19 protein-coding genes are annotated in these 18,222 nt (G+C 44.3%); 1 reads left to right on the top strand and 18 read right to left on the bottom strand.

Translation table 11 applies throughout. The annotated features are described in order from the left end of the window. Positions 1-11: 11 nt before the first annotated feature. The 18 genes from GA0116959_RS08910 to GA0116959_RS08995 form a co-directional block, all read right to left on the bottom strand. The gene (locus GA0116959_RS08910; RefSeq protein WP_092720295.1) at positions 12-1,235 is read right to left on the bottom strand and encodes a beta-ketoacyl-ACP synthase; all 1,224 of its coding nucleotides are present in this window, start codon (positions 1,233-1,235) and stop codon (positions 12-14) included. Next, positions 1,235-1,960 (bottom strand): 3-ketoacyl-ACP reductase FabG2, encoded by a 726-nt coding sequence (locus tag GA0116959_RS08915; protein WP_092720297.1) that lies wholly within the window; start codon positions 1,958-1,960, stop codon positions 1,235-1,237. Before GA0116959_RS08915 ends, GA0116959_RS08910 begins: the two co-directional genes overlap by 1 nt. Beyond that, on the bottom strand, positions 1,957-2,394 hold the full coding sequence (locus GA0116959_RS08920; protein ID WP_004684333.1) for a hotdog family protein: 438 nt from the start codon (positions 2,392-2,394) through the stop codon (positions 1,957-1,959). Before GA0116959_RS08920 ends, GA0116959_RS08915 begins: the two co-directional genes overlap by 4 nt. Next, on the bottom strand, positions 2,391-3,587 hold the full coding sequence (locus GA0116959_RS08925; protein ID WP_092720299.1) for a beta-ketoacyl-[acyl-carrier-protein] synthase family protein: 1,197 nt from the start codon (positions 3,585-3,587) through the stop codon (positions 2,391-2,393). Before GA0116959_RS08925 ends, GA0116959_RS08920 begins: the two co-directional genes overlap by 4 nt. Beyond that, on the bottom strand, positions 3,580-4,137 hold the full coding sequence (locus GA0116959_RS08930) for a DUF3261 domain-containing protein (RefSeq protein WP_092720301.1): 558 nt from the start codon (positions 4,135-4,137) through the stop codon (positions 3,580-3,582). Before GA0116959_RS08930 ends, GA0116959_RS08925 begins: the two co-directional genes overlap by 8 nt. Continuing rightward, positions 4,127-5,428: an NAD(P)/FAD-dependent oxidoreductase gene (locus GA0116959_RS08935; RefSeq protein WP_092720303.1), complete on the bottom strand. Its 1,302-nt coding sequence runs from the start codon at positions 5,426-5,428 to the stop codon at positions 4,127-4,129. Before GA0116959_RS08935 ends, GA0116959_RS08930 begins: the two co-directional genes overlap by 11 nt. An 18-nt stretch (positions 5,429-5,446) precedes the next feature. Next, a complete protein-coding gene (locus GA0116959_RS08940) occupies positions 5,447-7,771 on the bottom strand; it encodes an MMPL family transporter (protein WP_092720305.1) in 2,325 nt (774 codons plus the stop codon). After that, positions 7,746-8,387: a LolA family protein gene (locus GA0116959_RS08945; protein ID WP_092720307.1), complete on the bottom strand. Its 642-nt coding sequence runs from the start codon at positions 8,385-8,387 to the stop codon at positions 7,746-7,748. Before GA0116959_RS08945 ends, GA0116959_RS08940 begins: the two co-directional genes overlap by 26 nt. Positions 8,388-8,394: 7 nt before the next feature. Next, on the bottom strand, positions 8,395-8,814 hold the full coding sequence (locus GA0116959_RS08950; RefSeq protein ID WP_092720309.1) for an acyl-CoA thioesterase: 420 nt from the start codon (positions 8,812-8,814) through the stop codon (positions 8,395-8,397). 9 nt (positions 8,815-8,823) lie between these two features. Beyond that, entirely contained in the window at positions 8,824-10,356 is a 1,533-nt protein-coding gene (locus GA0116959_RS08955) for an HAL/PAL/TAL family ammonia-lyase (protein ID WP_092720311.1), read from the bottom strand. 5 nt (positions 10,357-10,361) lie between these two features. Then, a complete protein-coding gene (locus GA0116959_RS08960) occupies positions 10,362-11,276 on the bottom strand; it encodes a lysophospholipid acyltransferase family protein (RefSeq protein WP_092720466.1) in 915 nt (304 codons plus the stop codon). A 17-nt stretch (positions 11,277-11,293) separates the two neighbouring features. After that, positions 11,294-12,028 carry a glycosyltransferase family 2 protein gene (locus GA0116959_RS08965; RefSeq protein ID WP_092720313.1) on the bottom strand — a complete coding sequence of 245 codons (735 nt, stop codon included), beginning with the start codon at positions 12,026-12,028 and terminating at the stop codon, positions 11,294-11,296. 14 nt (positions 12,029-12,042) lie between these two features. After that, positions 12,043-13,704, bottom strand: a complete 1,662-nt coding sequence (locus GA0116959_RS08970; protein ID WP_092720315.1) for an ApeI family dehydratase — start codon at positions 13,702-13,704, stop codon at positions 12,043-12,045. 78 nt (positions 13,705-13,782) lie between these two features. Next, complete coding sequence (locus GA0116959_RS08975) at positions 13,783-14,337, bottom strand: COG4648 family protein (protein ID WP_092720317.1); 555 nt, start codon at positions 14,335-14,337, stop codon at positions 13,783-13,785. Further along, positions 14,334-14,582, bottom strand: coding sequence for an acyl carrier protein (locus GA0116959_RS08980; protein ID WP_092720319.1), 249 nt, complete (start codon positions 14,580-14,582; stop codon positions 14,334-14,336). Before GA0116959_RS08980 ends, GA0116959_RS08975 begins: the two co-directional genes overlap by 4 nt. A gap of 9 nt (positions 14,583-14,591) precedes the next feature. Further along, positions 14,592-14,852, bottom strand: a complete 261-nt coding sequence (locus GA0116959_RS08985) for a phosphopantetheine-binding protein (RefSeq protein ID WP_092720322.1) — start codon at positions 14,850-14,852, stop codon at positions 14,592-14,594. Next, on the bottom strand, positions 14,836-15,648 hold the full coding sequence (locus tag GA0116959_RS08990) for a lysophospholipid acyltransferase family protein (protein WP_092720324.1): 813 nt from the start codon (positions 15,646-15,648) through the stop codon (positions 14,836-14,838). Before GA0116959_RS08990 ends, GA0116959_RS08985 begins: the two co-directional genes overlap by 17 nt. Beyond that, positions 15,642-16,262 (bottom strand): beta-ketoacyl synthase chain length factor, encoded by a 621-nt coding sequence (locus GA0116959_RS08995; protein WP_092720326.1) that lies wholly within the window; start codon positions 16,260-16,262, stop codon positions 15,642-15,644. The genes GA0116959_RS08990 and GA0116959_RS08995 overlap by 7 nt, the downstream gene beginning before the upstream one ends. A 578-nt stretch (positions 16,263-16,840) precedes the next feature. Between GA0116959_RS08995 and GA0116959_RS09000 the strand changes: the two genes are divergently transcribed. Next, complete coding sequence (locus GA0116959_RS09000; RefSeq protein WP_092720328.1) at positions 16,841-18,211, top strand: phosphohexomutase domain-containing protein; 1,371 nt, start codon at positions 16,841-16,843, stop codon at positions 18,209-18,211. The last annotated feature ends 11 nt before the right edge of the window (positions 18,212-18,222 follow it).

The raw sequence follows: 18,222 nt of genomic DNA on the forward strand, positions 1-18,222 counted from the left end.
TTTCCCTCATTTTATTTGATACGTTTAAAAATCAAGGAGGTATTAATTCCCCCAAAAGCAAAATTGTTGCTCATGATCATTTGCGTTTCTGCTGAACGCATATCTGAAACAATATAATCTAGATCACCACAAGCGCTGTCAATCTGATCTAAATTTAGCGTAGGCACCAACTGATTGCGTCGCATCATTTCAATACTCAACCACGCCTCAATTGCCCCACACGCTCCAAGTGTATGCCCAAAATAACTTTTTAATGAGCTAATCGGCTTTTTACCTAAGATACGAGCAGTTGCTTGTGATTCAGCAATATCCCCCTGATCGGTTGAGGTACCGTGTGCATTGACATAATCGATATCCGCAGCAGCAAGCTGTGCATCTTTCAGTGCCAACTGCATACAACGCCCCATCATTTCAGAATCAGGTCGGGTCACATGCTGACCATCGGTATTACTACCATAACCGACAATCTCGGCATAAATGGTCGCTCCACGCGCTTGAGCATGTTCATATTCTTCTAAAATCAAACAGCCTGCGCCTTCACCCACCACTAAACCATCACGCTTTGCATCAAAGGGACGTGGGGTTTTCTCTGGATGGTCATTTTGCACACTGGTCGCTAACAACACATCGAACACAGCTGAACCAGCGGCACTGAGCTCTTCTGCACCACCTGCGATCATCACAGTTTGTTTACCATATTTAATCGCTTCATAAGCCTGACCAATCGCCATGGAACCTGAAGTACAAGCACTTGAGGTCGGCAGCGTTAAACCTTTTAGGCCGAAATACACTGTCATATTGACTGCACTGGTATGCGACATCATACGAATGTAGGTCGTAGCATTGAGTTGACTCATATTATGCTCAATCAACATCGCGCCAAACTCACGCACCGCATCTACACTGCCCGCAGAGGAACCAAAAGCCACGCCTGCATCGCCACTTTTTAAGATATCGGCATGCAGTAAACCTGCGTCTTCCAATGCTTTTTCAGCACATACGGCAGACATTAAGGCCACGCGACCCATGCCTCGGGTCACTTTACGGTTAAAATGCTTAGGTACAGTAAAGAATTCAACAGGGCCAGCCAATTTACTGCGTAAATCGGGATAAATTTCCCAATCAGGCATATAGCGAATGCCACTTTCGCCTTGTTCAAATTGTTCAAAAATTTGCTCTGCGGTTTCACCCAAAGAGGTAATTCCAGACATGCCTGTCACGACAACACGTTTCATTAGATCAAACCTCCATTGACTGAAATCACTTGGCGGGTGATATAACTGGCATCATCACTACATAAGAACTTCACCACTTTTGCGACTTCTTCTACCTGCCCCATGCGTTGCATCGGAATCATTTTCAAAGCATGCTCTTTGACTTCTTCGCTCACCATTTCGGTTTCAATCAAGCCTGGAGCAACACAGTTCACCGTAATTTTTCGTTTTGCTAGCTCTAGTGCCAGTGCTTTGGTCGCACCAATCAAGCCTGCTTTGGCAGCACTATAGTTTACCTGACCACGGTTCCCCATGATCCCAGACACTGAAGATAAGGTCACAATACGTCCGCCCTTTTTCAAGCGGATCATCGGCATCACCAGAGGTTTTAGCACATTGTAAAAACCGTTCAGAGAGGTCGAAACCACTTCATCCCAGTCTTCATCGGTCAATGCGGGGAAAGCGCCATCACGGGTCAGTCCTGCATTGAGCACCACACCGTAAAAAGCGCCATGTTCAGCAATATCCTGTTCTAAAATAGTCGTGATGTTTGCACGATCATTAACATCAAACATCAACACATGGCTAGACTGACCCAAGGCTTGTATGTGCGCGGCAACTTGTTCTGCTTCATGTTGTCTTGAGCGTGCATGTACCGTGACATCAAAACCTGCTTGAGCCAATTCCAAAGCAATCGCTTTACCTATTCCACGACTTGAACCCGTGACTAAAATTCTTCTGTTCACACTAGTTTTCCAATGATTTCATTCATATTTTCAGGCTCAAATACGCTTAATATGGCGCTGAACTGATGCTCTTGATATACAATTTCACAATTAAACTGCCCCAGACCTTCGTGCAAATAACTTTGTTCTACCCGAATCTGCACCGTTGTGCCCAAACTATAATAGGCACAAGGTAACTGCATTTTACGAGTGCCCAATAAAAAGCCAATTTTCGGTGGCAATCCTTTAGTCTGTCCTTTATAGCCTGCATAGGCGCTGATGGTCTGTGCCATAAGCTCAATGCTGCTCCATGTGGGCAAACCTTCTGGCTCACAAAACATCAAATCAGCGGTAATGTGAAGCTCTGCAATGGCAAACTCATCATTAGCTTCAATTAGATGACTCACGAAAACCATCGGTTTTTCATGCGGAATAAATTGTACAGCATCCATCATGGCAAAGCCGTCCCCAAAATTAAACTGATATTGCTGCCACCGAAAGCAAAGGAATTACTCATTACATAGCGAATCGGTGCAGCCAAATGTGGAACACGCACATAATTTTGCCCAACCAAAGCCTCGTCCAATTCGCCTGCATGATGCAGCGGCAACCAGGATTGATCCAATAAAACCTGCTGGCAAATAAAGGCTTCGATTGCACCAGCTGCCCCCAGACAATGTCCCGTTTTGTGTTTGGTGCTGCTCAAGGCCACAGCTGCATCTGAAAAAACGGTCTGTACCGCCTTAATCTCCATCGCATCATTTTGCGGTGTGGATGTGCCGTGTAAATTCAAATAACCAATATCACCTGCTTCAAGCTGTGCAACATTTAATGCGTTTTGCATTGCCTCTACAGCCCCTCGTCCTTCGGGATGTGGTGCTGAAATATGCCATGCATCCATTGACTCACCACTCGACAGCAACATCACAGCTGCAGGTGCTTTAGACAATAAAAACAGCCCTGCGGCTTCACCAATATTAATACCGTCACGGTTGGCACCACAGGGCTGACAAATTCCGCTCGATAAGCTTTCTAAACTCTCAAAACCATTTAAGGTCAGCTTGCACAGGGTATCGACTCCACCAACTAAGACAGCATCGGCCAAATCGGCATTCAGCAGACGTTGCCCCGCCGCCATCGCTTTAGCTGCCGAGGAACAAGCGGTAGAAATAGTATAGGCAGGTCCATCCCAGTCCAAATAATGTTGTAAGGCCTTCGCCAAACTGCCCATTTCCTGTTTTTGATGTTGTACAGACTGCGTTGTTGGCTGCTGCAACTGCGCTTTTAATACAGGCTCATTATCTGCGATTCCAGACGTCGATGTGCCCATAATCACCGCAAGACGCTGTTTAGAGAACTGTGCAGTATAGGCACGAATCTCAGTTTCAATGTGCGACAAAGCAGTCAGCGCAAAGCGTAAATTTCGTGAGTCTGCACCGCTTAAGTTTTCAGGAATGTTCTGTATCAACGCTGAGTTATATGCGCCAACCCATACCGTACGCCCCGCAATCAGATCCTCTCGTTGCGACAAGGTATTTTCTGTGCTTGTTAAGGCATGTTGAAGCTCAGCGGTATTTTGTCCCAAAGCCGACAGCGCCGCACTAAACTGAATACCAACGGCTGAAACATGCTGTAGATTTTTAGTCATGATGGTCACCTTGATCATCTTCTAAAGTATTGCTCACTGCACTGATCACTATCTGATAAGGCACTTGCAGATTATCTAGCTCAATTACTCCCTCATTTTGCTGAATTTTCAATACGGGCTGTTGCTGTATATAAATGGTATCGTCTTTCTGCACGACCGCATTTTGAGCTGCATGTAACGTAGTAAAATTTGGATAGGTCGCATACAGAATATCGCGTACCACGTAATCGAAAGGCAACAGTTTCATCGCCTCAATCCGCTGTTCAACTTCTACTTTTTGACCATCAAAACTGAGCTTAAACAACAGCTGTCCCGTAAGGCTGAGCGCTAGCATGTCAAGTGACTGCCCACGTTGCTGTTGGTACAGTAAAAAGCTGAAACTCTGGGTTTTCCACTGCACTTCAATTTGGTCTTGGCGCTGGTAATTCTGCGCAGCCCACTGCGGGGTCGCGAGTCCTTGCGCTTTTGGGATCCAGCTTTGGCAAGCACTACAAAGCAGAGCACTGGCTAAAACCCAACTGATGGTCTTTAAACACAGCTTAAGTTTCATCGGTCAGCGACTCTTTTTGGGGTTGTTCTTCTCGGCAATATTCGGCCAAAGTGCTCAGACGTTGCTTGGCATTACGATGAATCGGGTTGCTCGCATCCCACGCATAACCTGCCAGTAAAGAAGCAATCATACGACGGATTTTTTCATCCTGATGCGTGGAGAACACCACATCCTGAAACTCCCCCGAATACCATGACTCGACATAGGCACGGAACACTTGAATGCCTTTACGCAGCGGCTTTTCATATTGCTCCATCCAATCGACCGCCTGACCTTGCAGCACTTGCTCGACCAAAGGCACCGCTAGACTGGAAGATTTCAAGGCAATGGTCACCCCTGAAGAAAAAACAGGATCTAGGAACTCGCCTGCATTGCCGAGTAGCGCATAGTTGTTGGATGCCAAATGTTTCACATCAGCAGAGTAGCCCACCAAAGTACGTACAGGAGTATCATGTTTGGTATGACGCAGCACATGCGACAAACTGGCATCATCAGCCAAAATACGTTTCTGCAAGGCTTCTAAGTCATAGTCCGCACTGCCGTCATAACCGTATTTTTCAAAAAAATCTTGCTCCGCCACGATGCCAAATGAAGAACGCCCATCAGCAAAGGGAATCAGCCAGTACCATGCACGGTGGTCTTTTTCATGTACGGTAATTAAAATTTTCTCACGATCAAACTCAGGGTCATTCAATAAACCATCTTCAATATGGGTAAAAACTGCACGGCGCACAGGAAAGTCCGATGGACTTTCTAAGTCGAGAAACTTTGGCAAAATGCGGCCAAAACCACTGGCATCTAAGAGGAACTTGCCTTGAATTTGGTAACTGTTACCTTGCGCATCTTTGACCGTCAAAATCGGCTGTGTAGATGCCACATCGACCGCCAATACTTCATGACCAAAACGGATGTCCGTTCCCATTTTTTCGGCTTGCTGTGCCAAAAGCTGGTCAAAGTTGGCACGTCGTACCTGCCATGTGGTGCCTGGACCTTCACTAAACTTTTGGGTAAAGTCATAAAAGCTGCGCTGTGAGCCTCTTAAAAAAACCGCGCCATTTTTAAACTGAAAGGCATATTCATCGGCATGTGCACGCACCGTCTCTAATAAGCCCGCTTCTTCTAAAAACACCATACACTGCGGCAATAAAGACTCGCCGATGGAAAAACGCGGAAAAAACTGCTTTTCAATGACCGTGACTTGATGGCCTTTTTGGCGCAGCAAAGCTGCGGCCGAGCTACCTGATGGTCCCGCCCCAATAATTAAAACATCTGTCTGTTGCATGGTGCTCATTGCACTGTACCCTTTGACTCAGCTCTTTGGCTGATATTGTTGAACCACCCCATGCTTTGCATCGGAGGATGTAAAAAGTGTGGCATAAATAAATGAAAAAATAACACCCAGCAAAACCGTTAAGCCGAAACTGTGAATGGCATAGGTATGACTAAAAGACAGCAAACCAAAACCAAAGAACGTCGACATCATGCACAGGAACAGAGCCATACCCACCACCTGTGGATGATCGTGTCCGTGGCGGTAGAAGATTGCATAGTCCACCCCAATCCCAATAATCAGGAAGGTGCCCATAATGCTGAATAAATTAATCTCGACACCCAGCCAGGCTTGAATCGCAAAAGTAGTCATTAAAGCCATACTGACAGGCAACACCAAAGGCAGAATAGATTTTTTTCCATAAAGTGCCCCTAAGCCAACGGCTAAAATCAGCAAAGCGCTGAGTAATAGCCACTGTGCCTGCACTCGATGCTGTTTAAACAATTCAGACAGTTGATGAACTGGACGTAACAGTTGTACATCAGCATTTTCAAGCTGTTGCACGGCTTTGACGTCATGCACATTTTGCAACATCACCAAACGTTGTGTCGGACTCATCTGGAAAAAATGCAAGGGATGGTCTTTAAAGACTGCTTCGGTCAATAACGGTTGGTCTTTTAAATGCGCTTGCCAGTTTAAAACATCGGCTGCGTTGAGCTGTAGTGCTTGCGCATATTTCACCAAAGCGGATTGAGGAATCGCCTGTAACATCGCGATATTGTGTTTTTGCTGCTCAAGCGAGGGAATCCACTGCCCTAAAGCTTGTACAGCATCTAGCTTTCCAGCCTGCTGCAAGGGCGTAAGCTCTGCCAGTAGTTGCTGTTCATGCCGCTCTAATTCTGCTGGGGTTCTGCCCTGTACCACAAAATATTCGCTGCTTTGCTGTTGCATAAAACGCGAACGAATATATTGATCTTCCTGCTTTAAGGTGGCATCCATACTTTGCAGATTGCGGATGTCATCATTGCTTTTCAGGAAGACGAGACTACTACCCGTTACCAGTAGAATCAGTGAAATCATGCCATAGCGCAGCGTATTTCGACTCTGCACATAACTGCGTGCTTTGCCAATAAAGCCCAAAGCACGTATCGCAGGTTCCGCATTCAGCGTAGGCAAACGTGGCAGCAGTAAAATACTGGTTACCCATGCGGCACTCAGTCCAACCATGGAAAAGACCGCAATCTGTTTAAAGCCCGGAAATGGAGTAAAACTCAGCACCACATAGGCCAACAGCGTGGTCATTAGCCCCACAAATAAACTCGGCAATAATGGTTTTAAAACAGCAAATCCATCAATCTGTCGGTGCTGAGACTGCATGGCCATAAAGTAAAATGAAAAATCGACACAGACCCCAATCAAACTGGCGCCAAAGACCAGTGTCATCAAGTGAATTTCGCCGAACACCCAATACGTCACCGCAAAGGCCACCAAGCTGCCTGTGCCGACCGCAACCATTTCCGTCAGCATCGGTCGTATCGAACGGAAGCCAAACCAGACCAGAAGCAAAATCCCGATGGTCGAACCCACGCCAATAGTGGAAATTTCCTCTTTGGCAGAGTTGGTGCCGAACTGTGCAAACAGCAGTGTACCTGTCCAGTGCGGTTTGACCTGCAACTGGCTGAGTTGCTGATTGATATTTTTAATAAACCCAGCAGTCTGCTCTTGGTAGGCAATGTTATAAGGGCTGTTGTTGAGCTGAAGTACTATCAGGCGCGAGATACCTTGCTCATCACGAATCGTGGCAAAGCCCTGTTCTAAATTGATATCGGCATTATTTTGTAAAGCACTTAAACCGACTGCATAACGCGGAAATAGTAGCAAGGGATCTTGCTTGAGCATTTCAGCCGTAATCGGCATGCCCGGACTCATCAGTTGTAATAAGCCTTGCTCCATCAATGCGGTATCATCTTGCTCTTGCAAAATCTGCTGATCAGTCTTGGATAACAGCCCCGCCTTGTGTTGATACAACGCTTGGGCAAATTGATCAGGATCAAGCTGCGGACGAACAGGTAAAAATAGCTGACTTTGGTCGGCTTGGGTTTTGAGTGCTTGCGTTGCCTGTTCGAGTTGCTGATCCGTTTTGGCATCCAATAGCACAAAAACTTTGTCATTTAACTGCTGACTCACATATTGCTGTGCTTGTTCCAGATGAACATCCTGATGTGCCTCAGGCAGCAAAGCAAAAATATTGGTCTCAATCTTAATACCTTTATTCAGCCAAGCCACGCCCAGTGCCAAAGCAATGACACACAGCACCAACAGCCAAAGGGTGCTAAATTTATTTTGCCAATTGGAAAAGCGCATTTTCCGCAGCCGTTAAAGTTTGAGGTTGAGCCGTTTGCTGGCTAAAACGAATGATGGTGCGGTTATTGACTTGTTCCAAAATGGTAATACGGTCCACATAACGCTGACCTTGCGCATCGACTTGAACAAAAAGCTTTTTAAATAGACTGCTTTTAGGCGTTAAGCTGACATTCCACTGCGTCGGACTGTAATTGGCAGACACCACATTAAAGTTTTTAGCGAGTGCCGCTTCGTTGCCCGACATTAACTGTAAAAACATCGTCGCTACAGAGCCATAGGGGGTCTTATCGACTTCGATTTGACTGGACGTTCGCTGCGTCTTTTGTACCAACTTACGCGGTGTCACCACCAAATCGGCTTTAACTGGACTTTGAATTTGCCACAGTACACCTTGGTTTTTGCTGAACAGCACCGTGCCTTTGGACACATAAGTTTTGTTCAAAGCGGCCAGTTTTTTCTGCTGCTCAAATTGGGCACGCACCACAGGCGTTGCACCGAGCTGAGCAAACACCTGCTTCAATTCAGTATTTTGCGCACTCACTGCGGGAGCAAGCAAAGTCATCACACTGACTGCACACACAACCAAAATCGGCTTAGAGAATTTGTATCGAATCATACTCGCATTACTCCGCTTTAAATTCAGGCCATGCATTTAAACAGTCCAGCAACACCTGTGGCGACTGGAAGCACATTTCACGTTTTTCAATGTGTACCGCCACTTGTGAGGTATAACCCTTGGTCAGCTTTCTGCCCGAAACCGCATCGAAAATCAGATATTCAATTTTCAAACGGTTTTCCCATTCTTTTAAAATGGCACGCACGCGAATTTTTTGTTCAAACTCGATACCTTGTACATAACGGACATGACTTTCAATCACAGGCCATGCGTAGCCCGAGTCGCGCATTTGATTATAGTTGTAATGAAATTGATCCAGCAGTTTGCAGCGCGCAATTTCAAAATATTTTAAATAATGGCCGTGCCACACCACATTCATGGTATCGACATCATGAAAAGGCACCTCAATCATTACATCAGCATGCATGCTCATTTCCTATGAATATTGAACAGCAACGCTGTTTAACAGTTCTAAATGTTCAAAGCGATTAACCAGCGCCTGAAGCTCTTGTTGCAAAGGACGATCTTCCTCTACATAGGTGAAACTCTGAAGCACCCAATGTTGAAATGCTGTTAAAACAGGGCTGAGTTCTGTATCTACACCTTTGAGTTTAACCGCCTGAACCGCTGCACAACTGAGTGCTGCAATCACTTGTTCGGTTAAGGTAATGATACGGCTAGCATCACGCGCGGCAATAGTGCCCATACTGACTTTATCTTGATTATGACATTCGGTTGAGCGTGAGAAAATCGATGCAGCAAGTGTCTGTTTTAAGGCTTCTGCCGTCCACGCTGAAACCGCGATTTGCACCGCTTTAAAACCATGATTCAACGGCAAGCGCTCAGGACTAGAACCCGTTAAATTGCGTGGCAAACCATTGTTCATTTTATAGTCCACCAACTGTGCCAACTGACGATCCATCAGGTCAGCAATATTGGCAATCATAATTTTCAGGCTGTCCATGGCTTGGGCAATATGTCCACCATAGAAATGTCCACCATGCAGTACACGCAGATTCACAGGATCAATCAATGGATTATCATTGCTTGAGTTCAGCTCATTTTCAATAAACTGACGCAGCCACAGTTTAGAGTCTTCAAACACCCCAATCACATGCGGTGCACAGCGCAGTGAATAACGGTCTTGCAAGCGTGAACTTTGGTGTTCAGTTTGTACTTCACTGTTTAACCAGTCACGTAATTGGGCTGCAATATGTTGTTGTCCCAGATGTGGTTTTTGTGCAAACAAGACTTCATCAAAATGGCTTGGATTCCCTTCTAAAGCTAAAACATTCAATGCGGTAATCAAAGTACTGGCAAAAGAAATCTGTTCTGCTTTTTTATAGTTTAGGCAGGCGATGGCAGTCATGACCGCTGTACCATTCATCAGGGCCAAGCCTTCTTTAGGACGCATTACCAAAGGCTGCAAGCCTTTTTCGGCATACACTTGTGCAATTGGCACGATCTGACCTTGATAGTACACATCGCGCTCACCGACCAATGCCCCAGCGATATAAGACAAAGGCGTCAAGTCACCACTGGCACCCACCGAACCTTCAGAGGGAATCACAGGAATCACATCTTCATTCAGCATCCAGACCAAACGCTGTAACAAGGCATGGGAGACACCCGAATAGCCGCGTGCCAAAGAACATAAACGCACTACAACTACAGCACGCGCCGTAATCAAGTCTAAGTTTTGCCCCATGCCACAGCCATGAAAACGCGATAAATGTAGCGGCAGCTCATGCACTTGGTGGGCTGGAATTTCAACCAAGCACGAGTCGCCATAACCCGTGGTCACGCCATAAATGACGCCTTCGTCTTGCAACAGCTGATCAAGGAAATCTGCGCCGCGTTGGATCAGTGCTGTCCATTCCGCGGATACGGGCAAGGCCACCTGTTTTTCTTTACGCGCTACAGCCACAACATCTTCAATACTGAGCGGATTTTCCCCAACAATTAACACAAGACTTATCCTTTATTCCAAAAATTATAAAAATTAAACCATTGATAGGGCGCGCGTATACAATGCTGTTCCAATAGCTCCACATACTGTCGTGTGGTCTGTTGCATGGCATGTAAACGCTCTTTACGTGGCCAATTTAACTGCTCCGCTACTTGGTGAATATGCACTTCAAAATGTGTATCTACTCGATAGCAAAACACCGCCAACACAGGTGCTTTCAACAAACTGGCCAAAATCCACGCCCCTTGGGGCCACAGCGCTTGCTCGCCTAAAAAAGCAACCGATTGTACCCGATCCGACTGCACGGGTACGCGGTCTGCCGCTACAATCACCCATTCACCTTGATCCAACTTATCCTGTAAAATCAGTGCTGTTTCAATCCCCAACTCATCCACCGAAATTAAATTAACATCTGCCTGTTCATTCAATTTTTTTAAAAATGCATTGAACTTAGTGGCATGTTTTTGATAGACCAGTACATTAATTTTTTGTGGATGCTCTGATTTGATGGCACGAAGCAATTCAATATTGCCAAAGTGCGACACCACAATCACCGCACCTTTTTGATAGTGCGAACGAAAGTGTGCATGACCATGCAGCTTTAAGTTCTGCTCAGGAATATGCCCAAGCCATCCCTCAATTTTATCTAAAATACATTCGCCAAAATGCATCAAATGCGTATAGCTGTACCACAGCTGCGGCTCAGCCTGAAACGGCGACTGCACACCTGCAAAATGATGCAGTTTTTTTAAGTACAACAGCGAAGCCTGACGCGTTGTATTGGAAAAAATCCAGTACCATAAAATTACAAAGTACAATATAACTCTGCACAACCAACGTCCACCCAAGCGGTAGAAACCGAGCATCAGCATCAGCGGTATCATCCCGCCCCGCTCTTTCACGGCGCTCCATTTCTGCATATGCTTCTCTGACCGCATTAGCCTTTCACTTTCTGATAAATCAGTTTGGGGAAACGCAGCAGCATGCCACCCAACAAACGACTATGCGCACGCGCCATGCCCAAATTGTCCCGCCAAACATCAAAGTGTGAAATACCATCTTCAGGGTAAATCACATGGGTAGGCAGATTGATAAACCGCACATTGTCCCATTTCAAACGTACCAAAATTTCCGAATCAAAGCCCATCCGCGGTTGAAACTTGGCTGTGTTTAGAATGTTCACTGTCTGAGCCAGAGGGTAAATGCGAAAGCCACACATGCTGTCCTTAATGTCAAAAGACAGACTGTTAATCCACACCCAAATATGCGTTGCATAACGGCCATAAAGACGTTTTTTCGGAACAGTTTCATCAAAGATCGGCTGACCAATAATCATTGCCTCGGGGTGTTGGATGGATGTTTCTAAAAAACGCTGCACATCCTGCCAATCATGCTGTCCGTCAGCATCCAGTTGCAAGGCATGACTATAACCACATTGAAAGGCATGCTTTAGACCCGTGATCACTGCCTGCCCCTTACCCTGATTGTGTATATGCTCGACCAAATCAACCCATGGGTAGTCACTCGCGAGCTGATGTAAAACTGCCGTACAATCGGCGTCACTGCCATCGTTCACCATAATAATAGGTAACTCAAAGCCACTCAAATGTGATAGCAACGCAGCCAAATAATGTGGATGGTTATACACAGGAATCACAAAGCAGTGTTTCATTTTTATCTCTCGGCTTAAACGTCTGAAGGGACAGCAAACAGCAAACGTCCTGATGCCAATATTTTGTCACGATTTTTCAGTTCAAAACTGACTTTATGCGCTTTACGACTGAGCACCAGTTCCACCACTTGATAGGGTTGGATCAGTCCTTGAAACTTTAACTGCTCAAAACCATTACACCACAATAAATCCGCCCAGTTTTGTTTGGCAAAATGCTGAATAAAACCAATTTGTCCTACGCCTGGATAAATAGGGAAGTTCGGAAAGTGGCCTTTAAAGCATTCCAGCTCTGGCACAAATTCTAAAGCATAACTGATCTGCGTATCCTGAGATTGCTGTTTCAGCACAACGGGCAAGATCATCGGCTGAAAGAGTGATTTTAAATACTGTTTATTCAGCTTCGATTGTGCATTTTGTGGCATTTGCGTTAAGAATCGCCACTGCCGCGGAATCGCAATGCTTTCCAGTTTGTTTTGCAATTGTTTTTTCAGTTGTGCGGTGAATACTGCTTTGCCCTTTTCAATGAGCAGTACACGAGCTTCCTCGGTCAGCACAGCCACCACCGCCAAAATCTGGCGCTGTTCTTTTTCATGAATTAGGACATGGCAATGCTGTATTTCGACCAACTCAACAATTTTTACTTCAATCGCATCGAGACTTAAACGCTTTTCTTCAAGTTTAACAATGCGGTCCAAACGTCCCAATAACTGAAATGGACTTTTAGGGTTTTGTGCATCCATAAGCTTTACTTTATCACCTGTCAAAATCCAATCCGCGCTAAAAGCATGGTTAGTTTTGACGGCTAACTCTTGCTGTTCAACGCACTGAATGTCGACATTGGCAAAGGGGGTCCATAACGCATCATCTGCCTGACGGTGGGCAATCCCGCCTGTTTCAGAACTGCCAAATACTTCGGTAATCGGACGGTTCAGCAAAGGACGTACGCCTGCATCCAACTTTCCTCCCGAAGAATAGACCCTATGGCAGTCTTGCAATATCACATCTGTAGTCCAGCGCTTCAACAATGCAGGGCTGGAAATCAGATAATTGGGCAGCTGCACATGGGCAATTTTCTTTTGGCTATCGACCACATCTTCAGGGAAAGCCAGTTGTTTTTGATAGAAACTGCGTCCACTGGCTAAGGGCCACAACAGCTTAAACAACAAACCATAAATATGCTGATGACTCACCGTAGCGATCGCAACCGCTTGCTCAGGCAAATCAAAACTGTCTTCTAAACCACAGACTTCATTGAATAACTGTTGCAAGCTGCGCGGAATCTTTTTCGGCTGTCCAGTTGAGCCCGAAGTATAAAAATACAGCTGAGCCTGATTGAGAAAGGCAGCATCAAATTGAAGCTCGAAGGTTGACTCTGCTGTCGACGGCAAACGTTTTAAAAAATAAATCTGCTGTTCAGCCAGTTCTTTTTCTAAGTCGCTGACCCGATGCGGCGGCAACAGCACTTGCTTACCTGCTTGCAAGGCCGCGAATAACAACACTAAAAATTCATAACTGTGTTCTTGCCAAAGCGCCCATATAGGCTGTTCCAACTGCTGAATTTGCGCAGTCTGTTCAGCTACATCCAACCAAAAAGTGTGAAAGGAAACGGAACTTGAATCCGCCTGAATACACAGGGGACGCGATGAATGGAGATGGTGTTGAAAATGACAAGACATAAAATGTGTTTTTAAAAACCGTATTTTTAATCGCTATAGTTCGAGGCCACTGTTTCAGTTGACCTAACAGAGATGCTGTTATTTCTGTACCTGATGCAGTCGCTGCTGGCGTTTGCGCAACACAAACTCACCCAGTAACAGTCCACCCATCAAGAGATAAGAGATCAAGCCGTTATACAGCACCCAAATTTTCATCGGTGCGAAAAAAACGGTGATTAGCGCAATGACTGCATTGATGCAGAAAAACCCACACCAAACTTTGGTCACTTGACGGGTCCACTCTACCCCTTCTTCGGGCAAATTAGGCTCTGCCAAACGTGCAAAACGTTCAATCATCGAAGGCGGTCGAATCAAGGTGCTGGCAAAAATCAACAACGCCCCGAGACTCATAAAAACAGGATAGAGTTTAAGCCACGCATGATCTTTTAAAATCAAACTCAGCCCACCACATAAAATGGCAAAACCCGTCAAGGGCCACAGCAAAGCATTGCCCTTACTCAATAGACGCAAGATGCCCAGCGCAATCAATACCGCACTGACCCAGACATACTGTCCATGCGCTAAAGCATAAGCCACAAAAAAAGGATAGAGGATCAATCCGACCCCTGCTATCCCTTTTAAAAGGTTGTTCATGCAGTCGACATATTCTGAATTACGACCACCACATCTTGTACGGTGCGCACATTTTTAAAGTCTTCAGGATTGACTTGCTTGCCTGTCAGTTCTTTAATTTTCACGACCAAATCAATGGCATCAATACTGTCAACATCGAGATCTGAAGCCAAGTTTGATTCTAACCGCACATCTTCAGGCGCAATTTCAAACAGCTCTTCCATCCATTCACGTAATTTTTCTAACACGGTTTCTTGTGCAAGCATAGCAACCTCTTATGCTGTTTTCTGTGCTTCAACCAAAGCCACTAAGCTTTGAATTGATTTAAAATGTTCTTTGGTTTCTGCGGACTCTGCATTCAAATGAATGCCATAGCACTTTTTCAATGCCAAACCCAGTTCTAAAGCATCAATCGAGTCCAAACCCAGACCATCACCAAACAAAGGTGCGTCTGTATCAATATCTTCAATACGGATGTCTTCAAGGGCGAGGACATCAATAATCATTTGCTTTAATTCATCAGCAAGATTGCTCATTTACGGATAACTCTTGGTTAAAAAACCACTGTAATTGTTGATTTAATTGACGCACATTTTTGGGATTGACCGTTACATCATCCAATACGTCTTCCACTCGGATCGCATCCAAAACTTTCACATGGATATGAAAAGGCTGTTCTGGAATGTGATACCACTTTTCATTTTTGGTCAAAGTCGATGGCGTGCAGGTAATCAGCACAGGGCGAATTGGCACACCTGCACGCAGCGCAATATTGGCTGCACCACGCTGAAAGTCATTCAACTGCCCACCTTTGGCTGTTCGTGTTCCTTCAGGAAAGATTAACAGTGAAGCCACATGGCCTTGTTGTAATTTATGTACACAATCCTGAATAAATTGTTCGGAACCTGCATTTAAAATATAACCTGCGCTTTGTACAGGGCCTTTGGTAAATGGATTCGACCACAACGTCTGCTTGACCACACAGTTTGCTTGTTCCATTAAACCAATTAAAACCACCACGTCAATCAGTGTCGGATGATTGGCAATCACCAACTCCTGCTGGCTATGTTGTAATTTGTCCAAACCATCAACCGTATACGTCATAATGCCCAGTTTCACCATCATTTCAGTGAAACCTTTAAAACTATGTTTAATGACCTTTTGGGTGCGCTGTTTTTGAATCTCAAGGTCGGGTGAACTCAGCTTCACCAGTGGTGCAATCAACCCACCAATCGCGACTCCTCCCAAACCAAAGCTGGCAAAACTAAATCCTGTAGCCCCAACACGCCATGCATAGTTGGCTTTTTGTTTAATTCGATTTAATTTCAACATTTCGCCCACGCTTTCGATTCAGTTTGGTTGTGATTGTTCCAAAACACCTTAAACGCTAAAGCTTGCTGATACGCTAGATCTTCAGCAACATGACTTGACTTCAAGATCAGATTGGCAGGCGCTAATGAAATAATCGCGGACATCGCAAAAGCAGAAAATGGCTGATGCTCCATATAGAGGTCAGACAAAGCTTCATCATAATACACCAGCAAAACCTGATGCGCTTTGGGCATTGTTTTTAACCATGCATAGGCTTCAATCAGCCCATCGCTCCATGAACCCGCCAAACTGGTCGCAGGTGTCGCATCCTGACATAAAATGGAATAAAGTCCTGAAATCGCATTATGCACTGACGTTGAAAATTGGGTCGGCGAAGGGGTTTGATCGCTTAACACATCTTCTAGAATTTTTAGTGTTTTCGCTTCATCGCCATACTGCGACACCCATACAATATAATCGACCTGTGCAAGCTCTAAAGTCTGCATCGCACTATTCAACGCCAGTTTTGCGAGATGCGATAAACGTCGACGCTGCATGGGAGGAATTTTTTCTATAGCTGATAAGTTTTGATCAACCAAACTCATATTTAAGTGGGATACGTGAAGTTGCATCATCATGATCAATTTTTAAAAGCTGATAAATTATCAAACACACAATTATAGCATTGAGCCAGATTTTTCACAAAAAATAACAAACATCAATTCTATTAAATTAATGATCAGGCTAATCTGAATTTTCCCCCTTCACTTTATCCTCGTACTTTTTCTAGGTCGGTATCAAAAGTGATGAAAACGATCTATTCTTGAAGGTAGACATACATCTAAAATCCCATTCATTCTTTTGCATCAAAAAGACCAGAGTAGATATAGAAAGTCGATGACTTGGAAAATGTTACACTAACAGCGTCTCATCTGTCTGGCGCGAAATTGGTTGTAAAAAGCATTTTTTAATGAACGAATGAGCGATGGTCCTATTTGGGGTATTAAACATAGAACTCAAATAGCAATTAATAATATGCTTCACCACTTTATTATTAAATTAAAATTCGAGGCCTAAACTCAAGTTTAAAATTTTAATCTAAGACTACAAAGTCAAAATAATTATAAGTTTTGAATTAATTAAATATTTAATTGTTAACATATTATTCAAAGACAAACTGGCCTTTCTATCTTGAATCACTGAAGGAATTTTAATGACCACCCTGACCTGTTTTAAAGCCTATGATATCCGCGGTAAATTGGGCACAGAACTCAATGAAGAAATTGCCTATAAAGTAGGGCGTGCTTATGGGCAAATTTACCAGCCTAAAACCATTGTGGTGGGTGCCGATATTCGTCTCAGCAGTGAGGGTTTAAAGCAGGCCACGATCAAGGGTTTAAATGATGCAGGGGTAGATGTACTAGATTTAGGCATGACAGGCACAGAAGAAGTTTACTTCGCGGCTTTTCATTTAGATGTTCAAGGTGGAATTGAAATCACAGCCAGTCATAATCCTATGGATTATAATGGCATGAAATTGGTTCGTGAAAATGCACGTCCGATTGGTGCAGACTCAGGCCTTAAAGAAATTCAAGCTTTGGCCGAAAGCGAACAATTTTTAGCGGTTGAACTAAAAGGCCACACACACAAATACGATATTGTGCCAGAATTTATTGATCACCTGATGACTTATATTGATCCATCCCAGATCAAGCCTTTGAAACTAGTGGTGAATGCAGGTAATGGCGCAGCCGGTCATGTTATTGATGCAATAGAAGAAAAATTTAGACAATTAAACATTCCAATAACATTTATTAAAATTCATCATCAAGCTGATGGACACTTTCCCAATGGCATTCCTAATCCCATCTTAATTGAAAACCGTGACAGTACTTCTCAAGCTGTTTTGGCTCATCAAGCCGATTTGGGCATTGCATGGGATGGTGACTTTGACCGCTGTTTTTTATTTGATGAAAAAGGTCATTTTATTGAAGGCTACTATATTGTCGGTCTACTGGCGCAAGCTTTTTTACTGAAACAATCAGGCGAAAAAATTGTGCATGATCCGCGTTTGGTGTGGAATACCTTAGATATTATTGAAAAATATCAAGGTGTTGCAGTTCAATCAAAATCAGGTCATTCATTTATTAAAGATCAAATGCGTGAGCATAATGCAGCCTATGGCGGTGAAATGAGCGCACATCATTATTTTCGTGACTTTGCTTATTGTGATAGTGGCATGATTCCTTGGTTATTGGTGGTTTCTTTATTGTCTGAAACTTCGCAATCCTTATCTTCACTGGTTGAAGATATGATCAGCCATTTTCCATGTAGTGGTGAAATTAACTTTAAAGTAACCGATACTGCCTACACTATTCAGAAAATATTTGATCATTATGCAGATCAAAATCCTTCAATAGATCAAACCGATGGCATCAGTTTAGATTTTGGAACATGGCGTTTCAATGTTCGTGCTTCAAATACCGAACCACTGCTTCGTTTAAATATTGAAAGTCGTTTAGATCACAATCCTCAACCGATGCAACATTATGTGGATGAACTGACCGCATTAATTCAAAGTTAAATCCATTAAAA

Source organism: Acinetobacter albensis, from assembly GCF_900095025.1.
In the GTDB taxonomy this organism is placed as follows: Bacteria; Pseudomonadota; Gammaproteobacteria; order Pseudomonadales; family Moraxellaceae; genus Acinetobacter; species Acinetobacter albensis.